At 66.9% G+C, this 17,345-nt stretch carries 22 protein-coding genes; 13 read left to right on the forward strand and 9 right to left on the reverse strand.

The features are described from left to right. Positions 1-158: 158 nt before the first annotated feature. From FHP25_RS19040 to FHP25_RS19050, 3 genes are all read right to left on the reverse strand, one after another. Positions 159-1,253, reverse strand: a complete 1,095-nt coding sequence (locus FHP25_RS19040) for a TRAP transporter substrate-binding protein (protein ID WP_147848529.1) — start codon at positions 1,251-1,253, stop codon at positions 159-161. Positions 1,254-1,335: 82 nt separating this feature from the next. Continuing rightward, complete coding sequence (locus tag FHP25_RS19045; protein ID WP_147848530.1) at positions 1,336-2,439, reverse strand: TRAP transporter substrate-binding protein; 1,104 nt, start codon at positions 2,437-2,439, stop codon at positions 1,336-1,338. 127 nt (positions 2,440-2,566) lie between these two features. Continuing rightward, positions 2,567-3,343, reverse strand: a complete 777-nt coding sequence (locus tag FHP25_RS19050) for an SDR family oxidoreductase (protein WP_147848531.1) — start codon at positions 3,341-3,343, stop codon at positions 2,567-2,569. A gap of 278 nt (positions 3,344-3,621) precedes the next feature. Between FHP25_RS19050 and FHP25_RS19055 the strand changes: the two genes are divergently transcribed. From FHP25_RS19055 to FHP25_RS19065, 3 genes are all read left to right on the forward strand, one after another. Beyond that, a complete protein-coding gene (locus FHP25_RS19055) occupies positions 3,622-3,837 on the forward strand; it encodes a hypothetical protein (protein WP_147848532.1) in 216 nt (71 codons plus the stop codon). Between the two features lie 27 nt (positions 3,838-3,864). Further along, entirely contained in the window at positions 3,865-4,080 is a 216-nt protein-coding gene (locus FHP25_RS19060; RefSeq protein WP_147848533.1) for a DUF1127 domain-containing protein, read from the forward strand. A gap of 150 nt (positions 4,081-4,230) precedes the next feature. Next, positions 4,231-4,506: a hypothetical protein gene (locus FHP25_RS19065; protein ID WP_147848534.1), complete on the forward strand. Its 276-nt coding sequence runs from the start codon at positions 4,231-4,233 to the stop codon at positions 4,504-4,506. On the opposite strand, the gene FHP25_RS19070 is transcribed toward FHP25_RS19065, so the two are convergent. Next, on the reverse strand, positions 4,492-5,754 hold the full coding sequence (locus FHP25_RS19070; RefSeq protein ID WP_147848535.1) for an alkaline phosphatase family protein: 1,263 nt from the start codon (positions 5,752-5,754) through the stop codon (positions 4,492-4,494). The genes FHP25_RS19065 and FHP25_RS19070 overlap by 15 nt on opposite strands. 309 nt (positions 5,755-6,063) lie before the next feature. Here FHP25_RS19070 and FHP25_RS19075 point away from each other — a divergent pair, with 309 nt between their 5' ends. After that, positions 6,064-6,741 carry a helix-turn-helix transcriptional regulator gene (locus tag FHP25_RS19075; RefSeq protein WP_218578448.1) on the forward strand — a complete coding sequence of 226 codons (678 nt, stop codon included), beginning with the start codon at positions 6,064-6,066 and terminating at the stop codon, positions 6,739-6,741. Here FHP25_RS19075 and FHP25_RS19080 read toward each other — a convergent pair. The 3 genes from FHP25_RS19080 to FHP25_RS40855 are packed head-to-tail and all read right to left on the reverse strand — an operon-like array spanning position 6,663 to position 8,441. Further along, positions 6,663-7,538 (reverse strand): metal ABC transporter permease, encoded by an 876-nt coding sequence (locus FHP25_RS19080; RefSeq protein ID WP_147848536.1) that lies wholly within the window; start codon positions 7,536-7,538, stop codon positions 6,663-6,665. The two genes, FHP25_RS19075 and FHP25_RS19080, sit on opposite strands and share 79 nt — an antisense overlap. Before the next feature lie 22 nt (positions 7,539-7,560). Beyond that, the gene (locus FHP25_RS19085) at positions 7,561-8,307 is read right to left on the reverse strand and encodes a metal ABC transporter ATP-binding protein (RefSeq protein ID WP_147848537.1); all 747 of its coding nucleotides are present in this window, start codon (positions 8,305-8,307) and stop codon (positions 7,561-7,563) included. After that, positions 8,304-8,441, reverse strand: coding sequence for a hypothetical protein (locus tag FHP25_RS40855; protein WP_178133633.1), 138 nt, complete (start codon positions 8,439-8,441; stop codon positions 8,304-8,306). Before FHP25_RS40855 ends, FHP25_RS19085 begins: the two co-directional genes overlap by 4 nt. A gap of 222 nt (positions 8,442-8,663) precedes the next feature. Here FHP25_RS40855 and FHP25_RS19090 point away from each other — a divergent pair, with 222 nt between their 5' ends. The 3 genes from FHP25_RS19090 (at position 8,664) to FHP25_RS19100 (ending at position 10,786) form a co-directional block, all read left to right on the forward strand. After that, on the forward strand, positions 8,664-9,404 hold the full coding sequence (locus FHP25_RS19090) for a DUF1223 domain-containing protein (RefSeq protein WP_147848538.1): 741 nt from the start codon (positions 8,664-8,666) through the stop codon (positions 9,402-9,404). Between the two features lie 24 nt (positions 9,405-9,428). Further along, complete coding sequence (locus tag FHP25_RS19095; protein WP_147848539.1) at positions 9,429-10,157, forward strand: EI24 domain-containing protein; 729 nt, start codon at positions 9,429-9,431, stop codon at positions 10,155-10,157. A gap of 185 nt (positions 10,158-10,342) precedes the next feature. After that, positions 10,343-10,786 carry a c-type cytochrome gene (locus tag FHP25_RS19100; RefSeq protein ID WP_231712390.1) on the forward strand — a complete coding sequence of 148 codons (444 nt, stop codon included), beginning with the start codon at positions 10,343-10,345 and terminating at the stop codon, positions 10,784-10,786. Between the two features lie 80 nt (positions 10,787-10,866). Here the strand turns inward: FHP25_RS19100 and FHP25_RS19105 are convergent, their stop codons facing one another. After that, positions 10,867-11,562, reverse strand: coding sequence for a cytochrome b/b6 domain-containing protein (locus FHP25_RS19105; protein WP_147848540.1), 696 nt, complete (start codon positions 11,560-11,562; stop codon positions 10,867-10,869). Between the two features lie 134 nt (positions 11,563-11,696). On the opposite strand from FHP25_RS19105, the gene FHP25_RS19110 reads away from it, so the two are divergent. From FHP25_RS19110 to FHP25_RS40860, 3 genes are all read left to right on the forward strand, one after another. Beyond that, positions 11,697-12,245: a tetratricopeptide repeat protein gene (locus FHP25_RS19110; protein WP_147848541.1), complete on the forward strand. Its 549-nt coding sequence runs from the start codon at positions 11,697-11,699 to the stop codon at positions 12,243-12,245. Continuing rightward, positions 12,223-13,473 (forward strand): tetratricopeptide repeat protein, encoded by a 1,251-nt coding sequence (locus tag FHP25_RS19115; protein ID WP_147848542.1) that lies wholly within the window; start codon positions 12,223-12,225, stop codon positions 13,471-13,473. Before FHP25_RS19110 ends, FHP25_RS19115 begins: the two co-directional genes overlap by 23 nt. Positions 13,474-13,603: 130 nt before the next feature. After that, the gene (locus FHP25_RS40860) at positions 13,604-14,221 is read left to right on the forward strand and encodes an XRE family transcriptional regulator (RefSeq protein WP_178133634.1); all 618 of its coding nucleotides are present in this window, start codon (positions 13,604-13,606) and stop codon (positions 14,219-14,221) included. 61 nt (positions 14,222-14,282) lie between these two features. On the opposite strand, the gene FHP25_RS40865 is transcribed toward FHP25_RS40860, so the two are convergent. Further along, positions 14,283-14,453, reverse strand: a complete 171-nt coding sequence (locus FHP25_RS40865) for a hypothetical protein (RefSeq protein ID WP_178133635.1) — start codon at positions 14,451-14,453, stop codon at positions 14,283-14,285. 204 nt (positions 14,454-14,657) lie between these two features. Between FHP25_RS40865 and FHP25_RS19125 the strand changes: the two genes are divergently transcribed. The 3 genes from FHP25_RS19125 (at position 14,658) to FHP25_RS19135 (ending at position 17,172) form a co-directional block, all read left to right on the forward strand. Next, positions 14,658-15,137 (forward strand): MmcB family DNA repair protein, encoded by a 480-nt coding sequence (locus tag FHP25_RS19125; protein ID WP_231712391.1) that lies wholly within the window; start codon positions 14,658-14,660, stop codon positions 15,135-15,137. A 123-nt stretch (positions 15,138-15,260) separates the two neighbouring features. Then, positions 15,261-16,808, forward strand: coding sequence for an acetolactate synthase large subunit (locus FHP25_RS19130; RefSeq protein WP_147848561.1), 1,548 nt, complete (start codon positions 15,261-15,263; stop codon positions 16,806-16,808). Positions 16,809-16,827: 19 nt separating this feature from the next. Beyond that, positions 16,828-17,172: a hypothetical protein gene (locus FHP25_RS19135; protein ID WP_147848544.1), complete on the forward strand. Its 345-nt coding sequence runs from the start codon at positions 16,828-16,830 to the stop codon at positions 17,170-17,172. Positions 17,173-17,345 lie beyond the last annotated feature (173 nt).

Genomic DNA, 17,345 nt, shown 5'->3' on the forward strand with positions numbered 1-17,345 from the left:
ACGGGCCGCTCGCCCCCTTGTCCGGCGCGGTTGCATCCGGCCGGTTTTGACACCGCCATTCTCGCATAGCGGTACACGGCGGAAAAACGGATTCTCCCCCACCGCAAAAAGAACGGCCCGCCGAAGCCGGCGGGCCGTTGGATGTCCAGAGAAGGTCGTTACTTGACGGTCTGCGACGCCGCGAACGCGAAGTTCTCGTAGGTCAGCTCGGCGACGCGGAACCACAGGAACTGCTCGTCGCGAAACGCGCGCCAGGGATCGTAGACCTTCTTGAACTTCTCGTTCTTGGCTGCGATCTCGTCGTAGATCTCATGCGTGGCCTTCCACGCCGCCGCCATGATCTCGCGCGACAACGGCCGCAGCTGCGCACCGGCAGCCACCAGGCGACGCAGCGCCTGCGGGTTCACGGCGTCGTAGCGCGCGGTGGTGTCGAGGTTGACCTCGGCGCCCGCCGTTTCCAGCACGTGCTGATAGAAGGGCGGCAGGCCTTCCCACAGCGTCTTGCCGACCATGATCGAGAGCTGGGCGCCGCCCTCCCAGAAGCCCGGGTAGTAGTAGTACGGCGCCACCTTCACGAAGCCGAGCTTCTCGTCGTCATAGGGGCCGACCCATTCGGCGGCATCGATCGTGCCGCGCTCGAGCGCCGCGAAGATGTCGCCGCCGGCGATCTGCTGCGGAATCGCGCCCAGCTTGGCCCAGATCTGCCCGCCCATGCCGGCAATGCGGAACTTGAAGCCCTTCACGTCGTCGAGCGTCTTGATCTCCTTGCGGAACCAGCCGCCCATCTGCGTGCCGGTGTTGCCGGCGGGAATCGGCACGACGTTGTACGACGCCATGAACTCACGCATGAGCTGCAGGCCGCCACCATGGTTCATCCACGCGTTCTGCTGGCGCGCCGTCAGGCCGAACGGCACGCCGGTATCGAACGCGAAGGTCGGGTCCTTGCCCACGAAATAGTAGGATGCCGTGTGCGCCATCTCGATGGTGCTGTTCTGCACGGCATCGAGATTCTGCAGCGCCGGCACGATCTCGCCCGGCGCAAAGACGCGGATCTGGAACTTGTTGTCGGTCAGCTGCGCGACGCGCTTGGCGAAGCTCTCGGCACCACCGAACAGGGTGTCGAGGCTCTTGGGAAAGCTCGAGGACATCCGCCACTTCAGCTCCGGCAACCCCTGCGCGATCGCCGGCGCCGCCAATGCGCCGGCCGCGACGGCGCCAACCGCCGTGGTGCTCAGAAATTTGCGTCTGTCCATTTCGCTTTCTCCTGGGATTGATGCCGGCCAGACATGACAAGCCCCGCCGAAGCGGGGCTTGTAGCCTTGTTGTGACCGGATGTCAGAGCTTGTTCTGCGCCGACGCCCGGGCCATGAAATTGTCGAAGGTGTTCTCGACCACGCGGAACCACAGCACCTGCTCGCCGCGGAAGGCCTTCCACTGGTCGTAGACCTTCTTGAACTTCGGGTTCTTCGCCATCGTTTCGGCATAGAGCTCGTTGGCGGCATTGAACGAGGCCTCCATCACCGCCGCCGGGAATGGCATCAGCTTGGTGCCGGAGGCAACCAGCTCGCGCAAGGCCTTGGGATTCTGAGCGTCGTACTTGGCCACCGACCAGGTGTGGGCCTTGGCGCAGGCATTCTCGAACGCCGCCTGATAGAACTTCGGCAGCTCGTTCCACTTGTTGATGTTGACGAACGCCGACAGCTGCGGGCCGCCTTCCCACCAACCGGGGTAGTAGTAGTACGGCGCCACCTTGTTGAAGCCGAGCTTCTGGTCGTCATAGGGACCGACCCATTCGGCGGCGTCGATGGTGCCCTTCTCCAGAGCCGGGTAGATGTCGCCGCCGGCGATCTGCTGCGGCACCACGCCCAGCTTGGTCATGACCTGGCCAGCGAAACCGCCGATGCGCATCTTGACGCCCTTGAGGTCCTCGACGGTCTTGATCTCCTTGCGGAACCAGCCACCCATCTGGGCCCCGGTGTTGCCGCAGGGCACGGCGTGGATGCTGTACTCCTTGAAGAACTCGTTCATCAGCTCGCGTCCGCCGCCGTGAAGCATCCAGGCGTCCTGCTGGCGCGCGTTGAGCCCGAACGGCACCGCCGTGTCGAAGGCGAAGGTCGGATCCTTGCCGACATAGTAGTAGGCCGCCGTGTGTCCGCACTCGACCGTGCCGTTCTGCACGGCGTCGGCGACCTGCAGGCCGGGCACGATCTCGCCGGCAGCGAACACCCGGATCTGGAACTTGTTGTCGGTAGCCTCAGCCAGGACCTTTGCCATGGTCTCGCCGGCGCCGAAGATCGTGTCGAGCGACTTGGGGAAGCTCGATGCCAGGCGCCATTTGATCTCCGGCATGGACTGGGCGATGGCTGGCGCCGCGACCGTGCTGGCGGCTGCCACAGCCGCGCCGGTGCCAGCCGCGCGGACGAACTTGCGACGATTCACTGAAAACCTCCCTTTTACATCCCATGCGAATTTCTTGACGCCGGGCTGCCGGATAATAAGCGCACGCGAGAAAATTCCCAACGCTTCCCGCGCGCGCCGGGCGCGTTTCATGGCCGCAGCGCTCCGGTCAATGGCGGCTAGCCTGGCCACCGTCGACGGAGAACACCACACCGCTGGTGTATGCGGACCGGTCCGAGGCCAGGAAAACCGCCAGGTCGGCGATCTCGGACGGCTCGCAGGGCCGGCCGAACGGCAGGTGCCGGGTCAGCTCCGGCCACCGTTCGGGGTCGCCCAGATCCTTGCCGGCCTGCGTGCGCAGCAGGCTCACCATGCGGTCGGTGCGTGTGAGCGGCGGGTTGATCGCCACGACGCGCACGCCGTGATCGACGCTCTTGGACCCCACCGTGCGGGTGAATTGCATCAGCGATGCGTTGCCCATCGAGCCGGTAACGTAGTCGTATGTCGGCATCTCGCCGGCAAGGCCGATGATGTTGACGACGACGCCCGACTTGCGCGCGTACATCCTCTCGAGCATCGCCCGGGTCATGTTGATATAGCCGAAGACCTTGAGCTCCCAGGCCGCCCGCCACTTGGCATCGTCCATCGCGATCAGGTCGCCGCGCGGGATCGCCCCGGCATTGTTGACCAGGATATCGGCCTCGCTGCAGGCGTCGACCAGCCCGCGGGCGGCCGCGCCACCGGCGCTGAGGTCCACCGGATGGATCTCCACCGGAACGTTGAAGCGCGCGCGCAGGCGCTCCCGTGCCGCGCCCAGGGCATCGGCGCTGCGCGAGGCGATATGGACATGGCAACCTTCGGCCGCGAACGCCTCCGCGCAGGCATAGCCGATGCCCCTCGACCCGCCGGTGATCAGCACGGTCCGGCCGGATAACTGCAAATCCATGGCGTACGTCCCTCGTGATGCGATGAGGTCCGATTTGTCGCATGCCCGGCACACCGTCGCGACTCTTGCTTGAAAAAGCAGATTCATTGCCCTGAAGTTACTCAGTCATGCATCAGAAACATGCATCTTGCAGCTAATGCATTGCTGCGATGCAGCATGATGCATGGCATGTCAGGCTGACTGACCCATATTGTGATCATAGCTGGTAGCTCAACAATAGAAGAAGGCTCCCGGCGACCGGGAGGAGCGCTCTGACCTCGAGCTGTTGGAGGTTGGATATGCTCCGCGAAGACACACTCAGAACCATCCAGGCCGCAATCGCCCGAGGCGAGCCGGCCAGACCGACGCCCGACGCCGTCCGCGCGGTCGCGTCCGAGGCTCATCGCTTGCGCACCCTGACCGTGCGCCAGGCGTTCGCGGCCCTCGCTTCCCTTTTCCGTAGCCATGACCTCGTCGTGCCGCCCGGCAAGATCGACGTCGTGCGCGGCCACTGATCTGCGGCTTTTGCCCAGGAGCCTACCATGACCCTCGTCACCACTCTGCCCGATACCGGCAAGAGAACGGCATCCCGGCGGCAGGCGCCGTCGCTGTCGCTGACCGACACCCTGCGCCTGTGGCGCCGGCGGGCGCGCGAGCGCGCCGAGCTGGCCCGCTTCACCGACCGTGAGCTGCACGACATCGGCATCGGCGCGTCGGACGCACTGCATGAGATCAACAAGCCGGTATGGCGAGCCTGATCCAGGCTGCCAGCTCATAGCGGGGGTGGGGAGATTGCGTGTCGGCGATATCGAGAACCTTTTGAGACCGCGCCGGCACGCAATCCGCTCACGCCCGCGCTGATCGCCGTCCTGGCGGCGCTGTCGGCGTTCGCGCCCCTGTCGATCGACATGTACCTGCCGGCCATGTCGAGCGATTTCCGGGTCGCGCACGCCGACACGCAGCTCACCCTGACCTACCCCCACATCGCCGGCACGGCCTCATCGCTGCTGGGCGTGATCCAGTTCGGCACCGGCGCCGTGTTCGGCACCCTGGTCGGACACCTGCTCGATGGCACGATCTGGCCCGTGGCCGCCCTCATGGGCGCTGGCGGCGTGCTGTGCTTCGTGGCGCACCGGGTGCTGGCGCCCGGTAGGACGCAAGCCCGACCCTCAGGCCAGCGGTAGCGGCGAGCCGTCGAAGCCATCGACCGGCAAGCCGAGGAACCCGAGCATGGTCGGCGCGATATCGGTGATGCAGGTGGGTTGCGACAGCGCCCGCGGCGCGCATCCCGGGCCGTTCACGATCAGGAACGGATTCACCTCGTCGTCGCCCCAGCCACCATGCTGCCCGCAACCAATCTCGGGCGGCTTGCCGGGCTCGGCGACTGTCCAGCGCCGGCCACGCACACCATACGCGTTGCTGTCATCCTGACGGGCCATGTTGACGGCGGCCACGATGCCGCCGCGCGCCACATGACCATGATCGGCGAGGTCCTGGCCGACGACGACCTGATCGGCCCATGGCTCGGCGCGCATCGCATCCAGCACGCCCAGCAAGGCAGGCCGCCCTCGTTCCGTGGCGTAGAGCAGGGCCGCCGTGCCTTGGCCCGCGACCGCGACGTCGCCGGCGTCGACGCAGGCCGCCAGCCCCTGCGCGCGCAGCCAGTCTTCCAGATCGACGCTGGCGCCGATCGTCTCCTGGCCGTGATCCGATCCGACAAGCAGCAGGATCTCCTCGCTATCGCGGCGGAGGCGTTCCACGACCTCGACGACGTCCAGGACACAGCGTTCGGCCTGGCGCAGCGCCTCGAGATGTGCCGGCGATCCCAGCGGGGCGCCGTGCAAGGTCAGGTCCGGGTTGGCCAGCCACAGCATGGCGACGGCCGGGCGGCGCTCCCACAGAACCTCGACGCAAAACCGCCGCGTCATCTCCCGGTCACCAGCGAGATCATGGCTGACAGCCAACGCATCGGGCGCCGCGATCGGCGCACCGCCGGGGGCATACGAGCCGGCCCGGTGATAGACGTAGCCGAAATGCTCCGGGTCGAGGAAATAGGCAGCCCCCGGCGACACGTTCGAGAACGCCACGCAGCCGCCCGATGCCGCGACGCGTCCGGCGATCGTCGGCACCCGAAGCGTGCCGCCCGTGGCGCGCCGCAGATGCGCACGGAAGTCTGGCTTGCCGACGTCGCGGACGACAATCCGGCCATCCTCCACCAGACCCATGCGGTTGCCATGCAGGCCATGGCGTGCGGGCAGGCAGCCCGTCGCGACCGACGCCGCCGATACCCGGGTCACCGACGGGAACACCGCCCGATGCGCAGCGCACCACAGGCTGGTGCCACGAAGGCGGTCCAGCACCGGCGTCCGCTGCGGATCCACCCAACCGCGGCCCAGGCCATCACAGCAGACGAACACGGCACGACGCGCCATCGGATGTTCTCCTCTACGGCCCAGGTCGATTATGCAGGCCGGCGGCCGGGATGCGACGGTATCGAGCGGCAACGACTCAATTATGGTGCGCGAGGTTTCTCGGTCCGCGCCGTTTTGACCGCTGGCAACTGGAGAGCATGCGCTTATATCAAGCGTTGACTTGGAAAATGGATATTCCTAGCATTGTCACACGATAAGGAGACCTGCGCGCCCGTGAAGCCGGCCGTAAAACCACGCTCCGTCGCCGACCGCTTGCTCTACGCGCTCAAGCGCCACGGTCCATTGACGGCAGCCGAGCTAGGACAGCACATGGGAACGACCGGCGAGGCGGCGCGCCAGCAGCTGCTGAAGCTCGCCGCCGAGGGCGTGGTCGAGGCAACCACGGCACCCAAGGGCGTCGGCCGGCCTGCCCAGACATGGCGGCTGGCCACCATGGCCATCGCCTGCTTCCCGGATGCCCATGCCAACCTGACGGCCGATCTCATCCGCACGATCCGGACGACCCTCGGCCAGCCCGCGCTCGATCTGCTCATCACCGCGCGCGAGGCCGAGACCCGCAAATGCTACGAGAGGAAGCTGCAGGGGCTTACGTCGATCGAGGATCGCATCGCCAGGCTGGCCGAGATCCGCAGCGAGGAGGGCTACATGGCCGAGTGGCAGCGCACGGATGACGGCCGCGGCTGGCTGCTGCTCGAGAACCACTGCCCGATCTGCGTCGCGGCGGCCGCCTGCCAGGAATTCTGCCGGGCCGAACTCAACGTCTTCCGCGACGTGCTCGGCAGCGACGTCACGGTCCAGCGCGAGGAGCACATCCTGGTCGGCGCCCGACGCTGCGCCTATCGCATCCAACGGGCGCAGAACGAGCGCGCGGACGGCAGCGGCGGCATCCAGCGGAACGATCGCCGCAGTCAGGCCTGCAAATGGGCTGGCGGCGCCAAGCGCATGCGGACGCTGTCGTTCGTGCCCAGCAGCAGCGAGGCGATGTAGAACAGGCTCGCGACCAGCACGATCGCCGGGCCCGACGGCACGCTGGTGTGATAGGAAATCAGCAGGCCGACGAGGCCGGACATGGCGGCCATCGGCAGGGCCACCAGCGCCATGGTGACAACCTGGCGCGCCCAGAACGATGCCGCCACCGCCGGCAGCAGCAGCAGGCCCAGCGCCATCAAGGTCCCCAGCGCCTGGAAGGCCGCCACCATGTTGAGCACGGCCAGCGCCAGGAAGGCATAGTGGTACAGCGATCCCCGCACGCCGACCGCCGCCAGGAAGCCGGGATTGAAGCACTCGACCACCAGAGGCCGGTAGATCGCCGCCATGCCCAGCAGGGTGATCGATGCTGTCGCCGCGACCAGCGCCAGCGACAGGTCGTCGACGGCCAGGATGCTGCCGAATAGTATGTGCATCAGGTCGACGGTGGAGCCCTTCAGCGACACGATCATCACGCCTGCGGCCAGCGCCGTGAGATAGGCGGCAGCGAAGCTGGCGTCCTCACGCAGCGAGGTGAAGCGAGCCACCACGCCGGACAGCAGCGCTGTCGCGACACCGGCGACGAAGCCGCCGGCGCTCATGGCCGGCAGCGAGAGCCCGCCGAGCAGGAAGCCGATGGCTGCACCCGGCAGCAGGGCGTGCGCCAAGGCATCGCCCATCAGGCTCATGCGGCGCAGGATCAGGAACACACCGACCGTGCAGCTCCCGGTCGACAACGCCAGGCACGCCACCAGCGCCCGCCGCATGAAGCCGTGGTCCACGAACGGGCCGAACAAGAAGTCCCACAGGAAATCCATGACAAGCTCGGGGCCGGCGCGCTCAGGCGGCCGCGCTCGGGTGACAGATGCCAGCCGTGTCGTCCCATGACTCGGCCATCGCCCTGGCCCGCAGCAGATTGGCCGGCGTCAGGGCCTGCTCCGTCGGACCGGCAGCGATCAGCTCGCGCGCCATCAGCAGGGCATGCGGGAAGTTGGCGCGCACCTGATCGAGATCGTGCAGCACGCATACCACCGTGCGGCGATCCTCGCGCCAGCGCCGCACCAGAGCCAGCAGATCGGCCGTCGTGCGCGCGTCGATCGCGTTGAACGGCTCGTCGAGCAGAATGATCTCGGCATCCTGCAGCAGCATGCGCGCGAACAGGGCACGCTGGAACTGGCCGGCGGACAATGTCGACAGCGGCCGCTGCTCGAAGCCACGCAGGCCGACCGCGTCGATGGCATGCATCGCGCCGTCGATATCGGCCGCGCCCGCCGCACCGAAAGCGCCGATGCCGTGCCAGCGGCCCAGCAGCACCATGTCCAGGACGCTGATCGGAAACGTGCGGTCGACATCCGACTGCTGCGGCAGGTAGGCGATCTTGGCTCTCGTGCGTCGTGGGAATTCAATACGGCCCTGCACTGCGCGCACCAGTCCGACCATGGCTTTCAGCAAGGTCGATTTGCCGGCGCCGTTGGGGCCGACGATCGCCGTACACGCGCCCTCGGGGATCTCGACCGAGACATGATGCACTGCCGGGTGCCGGTCATAGGCCACCGTGACATCGACCAGACGCAGCGCCGCCGTCACAGCGCGGTTCCCGCGGCGACCGCAGCGGGCGGCGCGGCCTTTGCCTCGAACGCCAATGCCCACCAGACCGCGAGCCACAGCAGCACCACACCGGCAGCCGCCCACAGCACCCGGCGGCCGGCGCTCATCGCCATGAGGCGAGTGCCGAGGTCGCCCGAAGGCGCAGTCGGATGAACATGAGGTGGCATGGGTCGATCAGGAATTGTTAGCCTATAACATAACAAACCCGAGCGGGATTGCGAGTCCGAATCAGAGATTTCCTCTTGGAAACCAAGGATGATTCCGTCACTCCTAAGTGATTGTGGCGCGCGACTAATTGACTGGCGCGGACCAAGGACGGTGGCCAGAGTACCGCGATGTTGTCGCCCGGTCGTTTCATGGTGGCGTTGCATATCGCCGCTTTCGCAGGCAGCGCCGGCGCTGCCGCGCAGACCGCCAGCCACGCCGCGCCGGCCTCGCCGATCGTCGTCGAGCTTTTCACGTCGCAGGGCTGTTCCTCCTGCCCGCCCTCCGACCAGCAGCTGGGTGAGCTTGCAAAGCGTTCGGACCTGCTGCCGCTGTCCCTGCACGTCGACTATTGGGACTATATCGGCTGGAAGGACCCGTTCGCCTCCCCGGTCAACACCGAGCGCCAGCGCGGCTACGCCCGGGCCCTGAAGCAGCGCTATATCTACACGCCCGAGATGGTGGTTGGCGGCCTGGCGCACGACCCGGGCTACGATCAGGCGAAGATCGGCAAGATGCTGCGCATGGCGGCGGAGCGGTCCGGGCCGCGGGCGCTGCCGACGATGGCGCGCGCCGCCGGCAACGGCATCACGATCACCATTCCCGAGACGCGCCTGACGGTGGCCTGCGATGTGTGGCTGGTGACGTTTGACCGGCAGCGCCGCACCGAGGTCGCCCGCGGCGAGAACAAGGGCGTGACCCTGGTCAACCACAACGTGGTGCGCTCGCTCGAGAAGCTGGGCACCTGGAACGGCGACGCCGCCCGGTGGACCGTGCCGGCCGAGCGGGTCGGTCCCGGCCAATCGCTGGCAGTGGTCGTGCAGCAGGCGTCCTTCGGCCCGATTATCGGCGCAACCCGGCTGGATCGCTGAAGGCGGCGCGATATAATCGCCGGCATGTTTGACGCTGTCGGAAAGTCCTTTGCGCAGCTCGGCGACCCCAAGCTGCGCTGGGTGATCCTGAAGTCGCTCGGAATTGCGATCCTCTTCTATATAGCGCTCTGGTTCGCGACCTGGTTCCTGGTCGCCGCGATCCCGACGGTCGACATCTCGTGGCTGGGAGCGACCGGCAACCGCTGGCTCAATGAGCTGCTGCATTTCCTGGCCGGCCTGGCCGCGTTCGTGCTGCCGCTGTTCCTGTTTCCGGCATGCTTCGGGGTGATCGTGAGCCTCTTCCTCGAGGAGGTCGCCGACGCGGTCGAGGCGCGCCACTACCCGTTCCTTGGCAAGGCGCCCGGGGTCCCGGTCTGGATCGGGATCTGGTCGGGCGTGAAGTTCTTCCTGCTGCTGGTCGGCATCAACCTGGTCCTGCTGCCGATCTACCTGATCCTGCTGTTCTTTCCGATCGCCAGCGTCGCGCTGTTCTGCGTCGTGAACGGCTACCTGTGCAGCGTCGAATATTTCGAGCTTGTCAGTCTGCGCCGCCAGCCGATGGGCGAGGTCTCGGCGCTGCGCCGGGCCTATCGCAGCAAGGTCTGGTTCGCCGGCATCCTGATCGCAGCCGCCGGCATTGTCCCGTTCCTCAATCTGCTGGCGCCGATCCTGGGCACCGCGCTGATGGTGCATGTGCGCCAGGCCTTGACGCCCGTGCCACCGACGGCCCGATGGGTGAGACCGACGCGCTAGCGACCCGGGTATGAGCGTCAGGGCCAGGTTACAGCTTGGAAACACAGGGTTTTTCGCCTTGCCTCACGGTTTCGTGATGGACGGCAACGAACCTGACAGTGTTTCATCCTACGACGTGCCGGTTCAGCGGCGGCGGCGTGCGGCGCGTGGGTGATCCGTCGACAGCAACAGAGAGGGAGCAAAGCATGCAAAAGGGGCTGATCGTCGGCGCCATCGGCCTGGCGCTATCGGGTGCGCTGATCGGCAGTGTCGCGCTGGCACAAGGCGACCCGATCGCGGCGCGCAAGGACAACCGCAAGCAGGCTGGCGCGCAAATGAAGGCGATCAAAGGGATCATCGACGCCAAGGGTCCGGCCAGCGGCGTGGTGCAGGCCGCAGCCAAGCTCAAGGAGCTGCAGCTGGCCTTCCCCGCCTTGTTCCCCGCCGGGTCCGACAAGGGCGAGACCAAGGCTCTGCCGGTCGTCTGGTCCGACAAGGCCGGCTTCGCGGCGGCCAACAAGGCGCAGGACACGGCGCTCGACGCGCTGACGGCGGCGGCCGGCAGCGGCGACATGGCGAAGATCGGTGAAGCTTTCGGCAACGCCGCCAAGACGTGCGGCGCCTGCCACGACAAGTTCCGCGCGAAATAGCGGCCGGAGCGCTCGCTCCGATCACGCCAAGAGCCGGTCAACATGTCGACCGGCTCTTTCTTCGTCAGCCGCCCGGATCGTCAACCACCCAGGCGCACGACTCCGTAGACGATCGCAGCAGCGGCCACCAGGCACACAAGGGCCAGGACATTGCTGGCGAAACGCACCTTCGGCACCGGCGCGCCGAGTGGTGCCACATCGTCGCGGCGCTTGCGGCCGGTGATCATGGCCGCGATCAGGTTCTGCTTCTTGACGACGAGGTAGAGCACGGCCGCAAGCACATGCAGCCCGACCAGGACGTACAGCAGCACGATCCAGCGCTTGTGGAGGCTGGTCATGCTCTTCACCCAGCTCTCGCCGGCGATCGCAACCAGGGGACCGTCGACGGCAATGTCGTCGGTGGTGAACAGGCCGCTGCCAACCTGCACCAGCAGTGCCAGGATCAGCATGATGACCATCCAGCCACCAACGGCGTTGTGACCGACTTCCCGCGCCGCGCCGGCACCGAGCAGATCGCGAATATGTGACAGGCCGGCCAGGGGTCCTCTCACGAAATGAGAGAAGCGCGACGTCGTGCTGCCGACGACTCCCCACAGCACGCGAAAGATCAGCAATGTGAGGATCGCATAGCCGGACCAGAAGTGCCATTTGAACCAGCCGAGCGATCCGCTCAACACCTGGAATACAACCAGCACCACCAGAGCCCACTTGAAGAGCCGTGTCGGCAGATCCCAAATCCGTACCGTGTCTTTGTCTTTTTCCTGCTCGATGCTCATCGACACCCCCTGCCGTCCCGACACCGCACTCTGCGAAGTTATTCCCGCACGGGCAACCGCGCCGCAGGCCGTTGTCGAGCGATTGCGGCACGGCTCCCTTTCGGCCATGGTGCAACGACAACGAGGAACACGAGATGCGATTGCTCCCCCGGCATGCCGCAGCCGCGATGATCGCGGTCCTGTCAGCCCATGCGTCATTCGACCGCGCAGCGTCAGCGCAAAGCGCACAGCAACAGCAAAAGCCGCCCGCAGGCGCGCCCAAACAATCCGCCAATGACCTGAAGCCCGCCTTCGACGCCTTGCGGGTCAAGGACTACGCTCGAGCCGAGCGCATCCTCAAGCCGATGGCCGAGCGCAAGGATGTGAGGGCGCAGTTCATGCTCGGCGCCGAGATCTACGGCTTCGCCCAGTCGCCGCTATACGACCTCAGCAAGGCCATTCCACTGCTGCGCGATGCTGCGGAGCGTGGTTTTCCGCGCGCCATGGCGGTCTATGCCGGCGCCTTGGCCGAAGGTGCGGGCGTCCAGCAGGACAAGGTCGAGGCCTACAAGTACATGGCGCTGGCGTCGCGCATGAGGGTGCCGGACACGGAGGTCATGCTGGCACGCCTCTCGAGCGAGATGACCGACGAGGAGCTTGACCGGGCCAAGAAGGCTGCCGATGCCTTCGTGCCGCGCCAGTGAGGTGAGCCTGATCGTGCGTCGTGTCACGACCGCGATCACAGTCACCGTCTCGCTGGTGACGGCAGCGCCCGTCGCACATGGTCAACAATCCATCGACAACGCGCTGCAGGGCGCCATCTCCGCATACGAGGCGGGGGACGTCGCCGGCGCCGAAAGGACGTTGCGGCCACTCGCCGCCGGCGATCCCGAAGCCGCCGCTTGGCTGGGCGCGACGCTGCTGAAGCGTGGCGACAAGGCCGCGGTGACGGAAGCGATTCGCCTGCTGCAGAACGCCGCCGGCGCCGGCAATGCACGGGCTAAATATCTGCTTGGCTTCCAGCATGCCATCGGCCAAGGCGTGCCCAGCGATTTGACCCGGGCCGCGCAGCTTTTCCAGGAAGCCGCCACCGCCGGCATCGGGCGTGCCGCCTACAATCTGGGGGTCCTTTACGCCAAAGGACGCGGCGTGGCGCAGGATCCAACCCAGGCGCTGCGCTGGTATGAGCGCGCGGCGCAGGCCGGCGATCCCTATGGGGCGTACGCGATGGCGCGCGCCACCGAGCTGTCGCCGCAAGCCACGACGCGCGCCGCCGAGATGGCGCAGGCCTATCGTGCGGCGGCCGAGCAAGGCCATCTGCCGGCAGCCGTGCGCTACGGCGTCCTGCTGGCCGAGGGGCGCGGCGTGCGCAAGGATCCGGCCGAGGCCGAGCGTTTCCTGCGCCACGCTGCCGGCAATGGCTACGCCGAAGCCGATGTGATCATGGGCGACCTTGCGGCCTCGACCGCGATGGGCTCCCGTGGCGAGCCGGCGCGGGCCGCGGCGGCCAGCGCGATCGGCTGGTATACGTCGGCCGCCAACAAGGGCGTCGCGCTGGCGCAGTTCAAGCTCGCCAATGCCCTGTTCGCGGGCGCCGGCGTCGAGCGCGACATGCCGAAGGCGGAGCAGTGGTACGAGCGCGCCGCCCGGCAAGGCTTCGATGAAGCCCAGTATGTGCTGGGCGTCTGGAAGAGCGGCGGCGTGGCAAGCGCCAAGGACCCCGTCGCCGGCTACAAATGGCTGCTGCTGGCCGAGCGGCAGGGCAACACCAATGCCGGCAAGGTCCGGGCACGGGCCGCCGAGAAGCTGTCATCGTCGGAGATCAGCCAGGCCCAGGCGGACGCCGCCGCGTTCCGCGCGCAGCCCGAACGGCCGCTGGGCCGGCCTGACGACGAGGCTCCACCGCTCAAGCCAATGGCACCCAAGCGGTGACGGCAATGTGATCTGCGGTCAGGGACGCCTTGTCCCGAACCAATGTTTCACAATCGTATATATTTTTGATACGGTTCGATATTATTCACGTGTGCCATCGGAGTATCGGCAAATGGCGGAGGCGCAAATTATGCGCGAGCCATTCTGGGATCTGGGGCAGCGGATCAAGACACTGCGCAAGCAGCAGGATCTGACGCAGCAGGAGTTTGCCGCGAAGCTGGGCGTCACGCAGCCAACGGTTCATCGCTGGGAGAAAGGTGCTTTCGAGCCGGATCCGCAGACCCTCAAGGTGCTGGCGGAGATGGCTGGCGTATCGGTGTCGGAGTTCCGCTACGGTCCCGGCGGCGGCGTGCGCCGCATGGTGGCGGTGGCCGGCTATGTCGGGGCCGGCGCCGAGGTCTTCCCCATCGAGGACCAGGCCGGCGGCGGGATCGACGAGGTCGAGGCGCCGCCGGGCGATTCGCTCGGCACTGTCGCCGTCCGGGTGCGGGGCGACAGCATGTATCCCGTCTACAGCGAAGGCGACATCCTGTTCTACAGCCGTGACCTTCAGGCGCATGGCATCGACATGGCGAACTGCCTGGGCCGCGACTGCATCGTCAAGATGGTGAACGGCCCGACCCTGGTGAAACGGGTCGAGATGGGCGGCGCCCGCGGTCAGTTCACCCTGATGTCCTACAACGCCGCGCCCGTGGTGAACACGCGGCTGGAATGGGCCAGCCCGGTCCGCTGGATTAAACGACGCTAAAAATGAGCCGCCGCAGTGGAGAATATGGCTTCCCACGCGCCGCCATCGCGGCGCGGCGGCTTCACCGGCAGCCGGGCTTTCCGTTGCCCTTGCCGTTGCCGTTGTTGCCCTGACGCGGAGGACATGGCGTCGCCTGCGCATAGGCGCGGCGGTCCAGGTTGGTCACCGTCGGCGCGGCATAAGCGACGCCGGCAGCAAGGCCCAGGCGGGCCAGCGCCCGACGGCGGGACACACCCTGGCTGTCAGCCTTCGACTGATCTTGCGGAACGGAGGACATCGCGGACAGACCTCAGAAATCACTGCTTTATTTGTACTATGGTAACATACCTGACGGCGTTTTACTACCTCGCGTGCAAGGTTGCGTGCGCGTGATGCGGTTGATCTGCAGGCCACCGGTCTCGACAGCTTCACCCACAATATGTGGTAGATATTCCCTGTGAGCACAGTGACAAACCTGTCGGCGGGAGCGCGCCCGGAGGCCACGCTGGCCGTGACCCGCGGCGTCTGCCGGCTGTGGCGTGCGCGCGCATGGACCCCTCTGCTGGAGGTACCGCTGGCCGATGGCCGCCGCGCCGACGTGCTGGCCCTGGCCGACGACGGCACGGTCGCGATCGTCGAGGTGAAGTCATCGGTCGAGGACTACCGTGCCGATGCCAAATGGACGGACTATCTCGCCTGGTGCGACCGTTTCTATTTCGCCGTAGGCCCACAGTTTCCGCAGGCCCTGCTGCCCGATACCGCCGGCTTGATCATGGCCGATGCGTTCGGCGGCGATATCCTGCGCGACGATCCGCGTCCTGTCGCCGAAACCCGGCTCGCCGCCGGGCGCCGCAAGGCGCTCACCCTGCGGTGCGCGCGCCTGGGGGCCGAGCGCCTGCAGCGCCTGATCGACCCCCAGGCAGGGCTGGCGATCTGATCGCCATGCCGCTACTCCACAACACGGCTATGCGACCCCAGTCCACAGGCCGCTTGGCGCCGCTATCCGCGGACCGCTAAGCTGCCGGGCAGACAACGACAGGATGAGATCATGACCGAGCTGATGACCGGCGCCGACAGCCTGGTCCGGACACTTGTGAAGGGTGGCGTGACCGTCTCGTTCGCCAATCCCGGCACGTCGGAGATGCACTACGTCGCCGCGCTGGATCGCGTGCAGGGGATGCGCTGCGTGCTCGGCCTGTTCGAAGGCGTCTGCAGCGGCGCGGCCGACGGCTACTACCGCATGACCGACATGCCGGCGGCGACGCTGCTGCATCTCGGACCGGGCCTCGCCAATGCCTGCGCCAACCTGCATAACGCAAAGAAGGCCGGCTCGGGCATCGTCAACATCGTCGGCGAGCATGCCACCTACCACATCAAGTTCGACACGCCGCTCACCGCCGATATCGAGGGCATCGCCAAGCCGTTCTCGCACTGGGTGAAGACGTCGCCGACGTCCAAGACGGTCGCGAAGGATGGCGCGCACGCGATCCAGGCGGCCCGCACGTCGCCGGGCCAGATCGCGACCCTGATCCTGCCGGCCGACACCGCCTGGGGCGCCGCGCACGAGGTCGCCGAGACGCCGCCGCCGCCGGCGCCGCAGAAGCCGTCGGCCGACGCGGTGACGGCTGCCGCCAAGGCCCTCACCAATGGCGAGCCCGGCATGCTGCTGCTGGGCGGTCGCGCGTTGCGGGCGCGGGCGCTGGAGCTGGCGGGCAAGATCGCGACCAAGACCGGCTGCAAGGTGCAGGGCGCCGGCGCCAACGCGCGGCTGCAGCGCGGCGCCGGCCGCGTGCAGATCAGCCGCGTGCCGTTCGTGGTCGAGCAGGCCACCGCCGTGCTCAAGGGCACGCGGCAGATGGTGCTGTGCGGCGCCCGGCAGCCGGCTGCGTTCTTCGCCTATCCGGGCAAGCCCAGCATCCTGACGCCGGAGGATTGCGTCGTCACCAAGCTGGCCGATGTCGAGGACGACTGCGAAGCGGCCCTGGAAGCGCTTGCCGCCGAGCTGGGCGCGCTCGACGCGCCGGCCGCCGGCATCGCCGCCGCCAAGCGGCCGGACAAGCCCAGCGGCAAGATCACGCTCGATGGGCTTGGCATGGCGCTGGGCGCCACGATGCCGGAGAACGCCATCGTCGTCGACGAATCGGTGACGACTGGCCGTGGCTTCTTCCCCTTCAGCGCCGGCGCGCCGCCGCATGACTGGCTGAACAACATGGGCGGCTCGATCGGCTTCGGCGCGCCGGTCGCCGTGGGTGCCGCGGTCGCCTGCCCGGATCGCAAGGTCATCTCGATGATCGGCGACGGCAGCGCGATGTATACGGTCCAGGCATTGTGGACGATGGCGCGCGAGAATCTGGACGTCTGCGTCATCATCTTCTCCAACCGCTCCTACCAGATCCTCTACAGCCAGCTTGCCGATGTCGGCGCGCCCAACCCTGGGCCGCGCGCCATCGACATGCTGACGCTGGACCGCCCGGCGCTCGACTTCGTCAAGCTTGCCAAGGGCATGGGCGTCGAGGGTGCTCGCGTCGAGGATCTCGATGGCCTCACCAAGCAGATGCAGTGGGCCATGGGTCAGAAAGGGCCCTACCTGATCGAGGTGATGATGTAGGCAGGGTCGGTCGATCCGCATGTCCGCCCAACCGCCCAACGTGCCGCGGCCGATGATCGGCCGCAACGCTGCGCGCGCGTGGCTCATCGGCACACAGGTCGTGATGGCGGTGCTGCTGATCTTCTGGCTGCCCCTGGCCGGGCTGTCGGTGATGGCGTTCGATGCGCCGCAATCGCCTGACGATCCCTGGCCGCTGCTGTTCGTGGGGTCGATCTGGTCCTGGCCACCGGTGGCGTTCGTGTTCTCACTGGTGGCCTGGATGCTGTGCTGGCGCTACGGCCGCAACACGCTGGCGGTGGTGATCACCACGCTGCCGCTGGTCTTTCCACTCGCATTCGGATTGGTCCTGCTGCTGCGCAGCTGACGGTGGCGCCAGAGTCAAGCTGCAAATTCAGCCCCCGCCGACACGCCAGGGCTATCGCATTTGGAAATTTGTGAACTGAGCGAGCATGGTGGCGAGGAATTGGTTGTCCCAGCCGGCACGCTTGAGCTTGCCGCGCATGGAGCCCTTTGAGGGCTCGATCTTGGCGAGGTTAA

Origin of the sequence: Vineibacter terrae (assembly GCF_008039615.1) — a bacterium.
In the GTDB taxonomy this organism is placed as follows: domain Bacteria; phylum Pseudomonadota; class Alphaproteobacteria; order Reyranellales; family Reyranellaceae; genus Vineibacter; species Vineibacter terrae.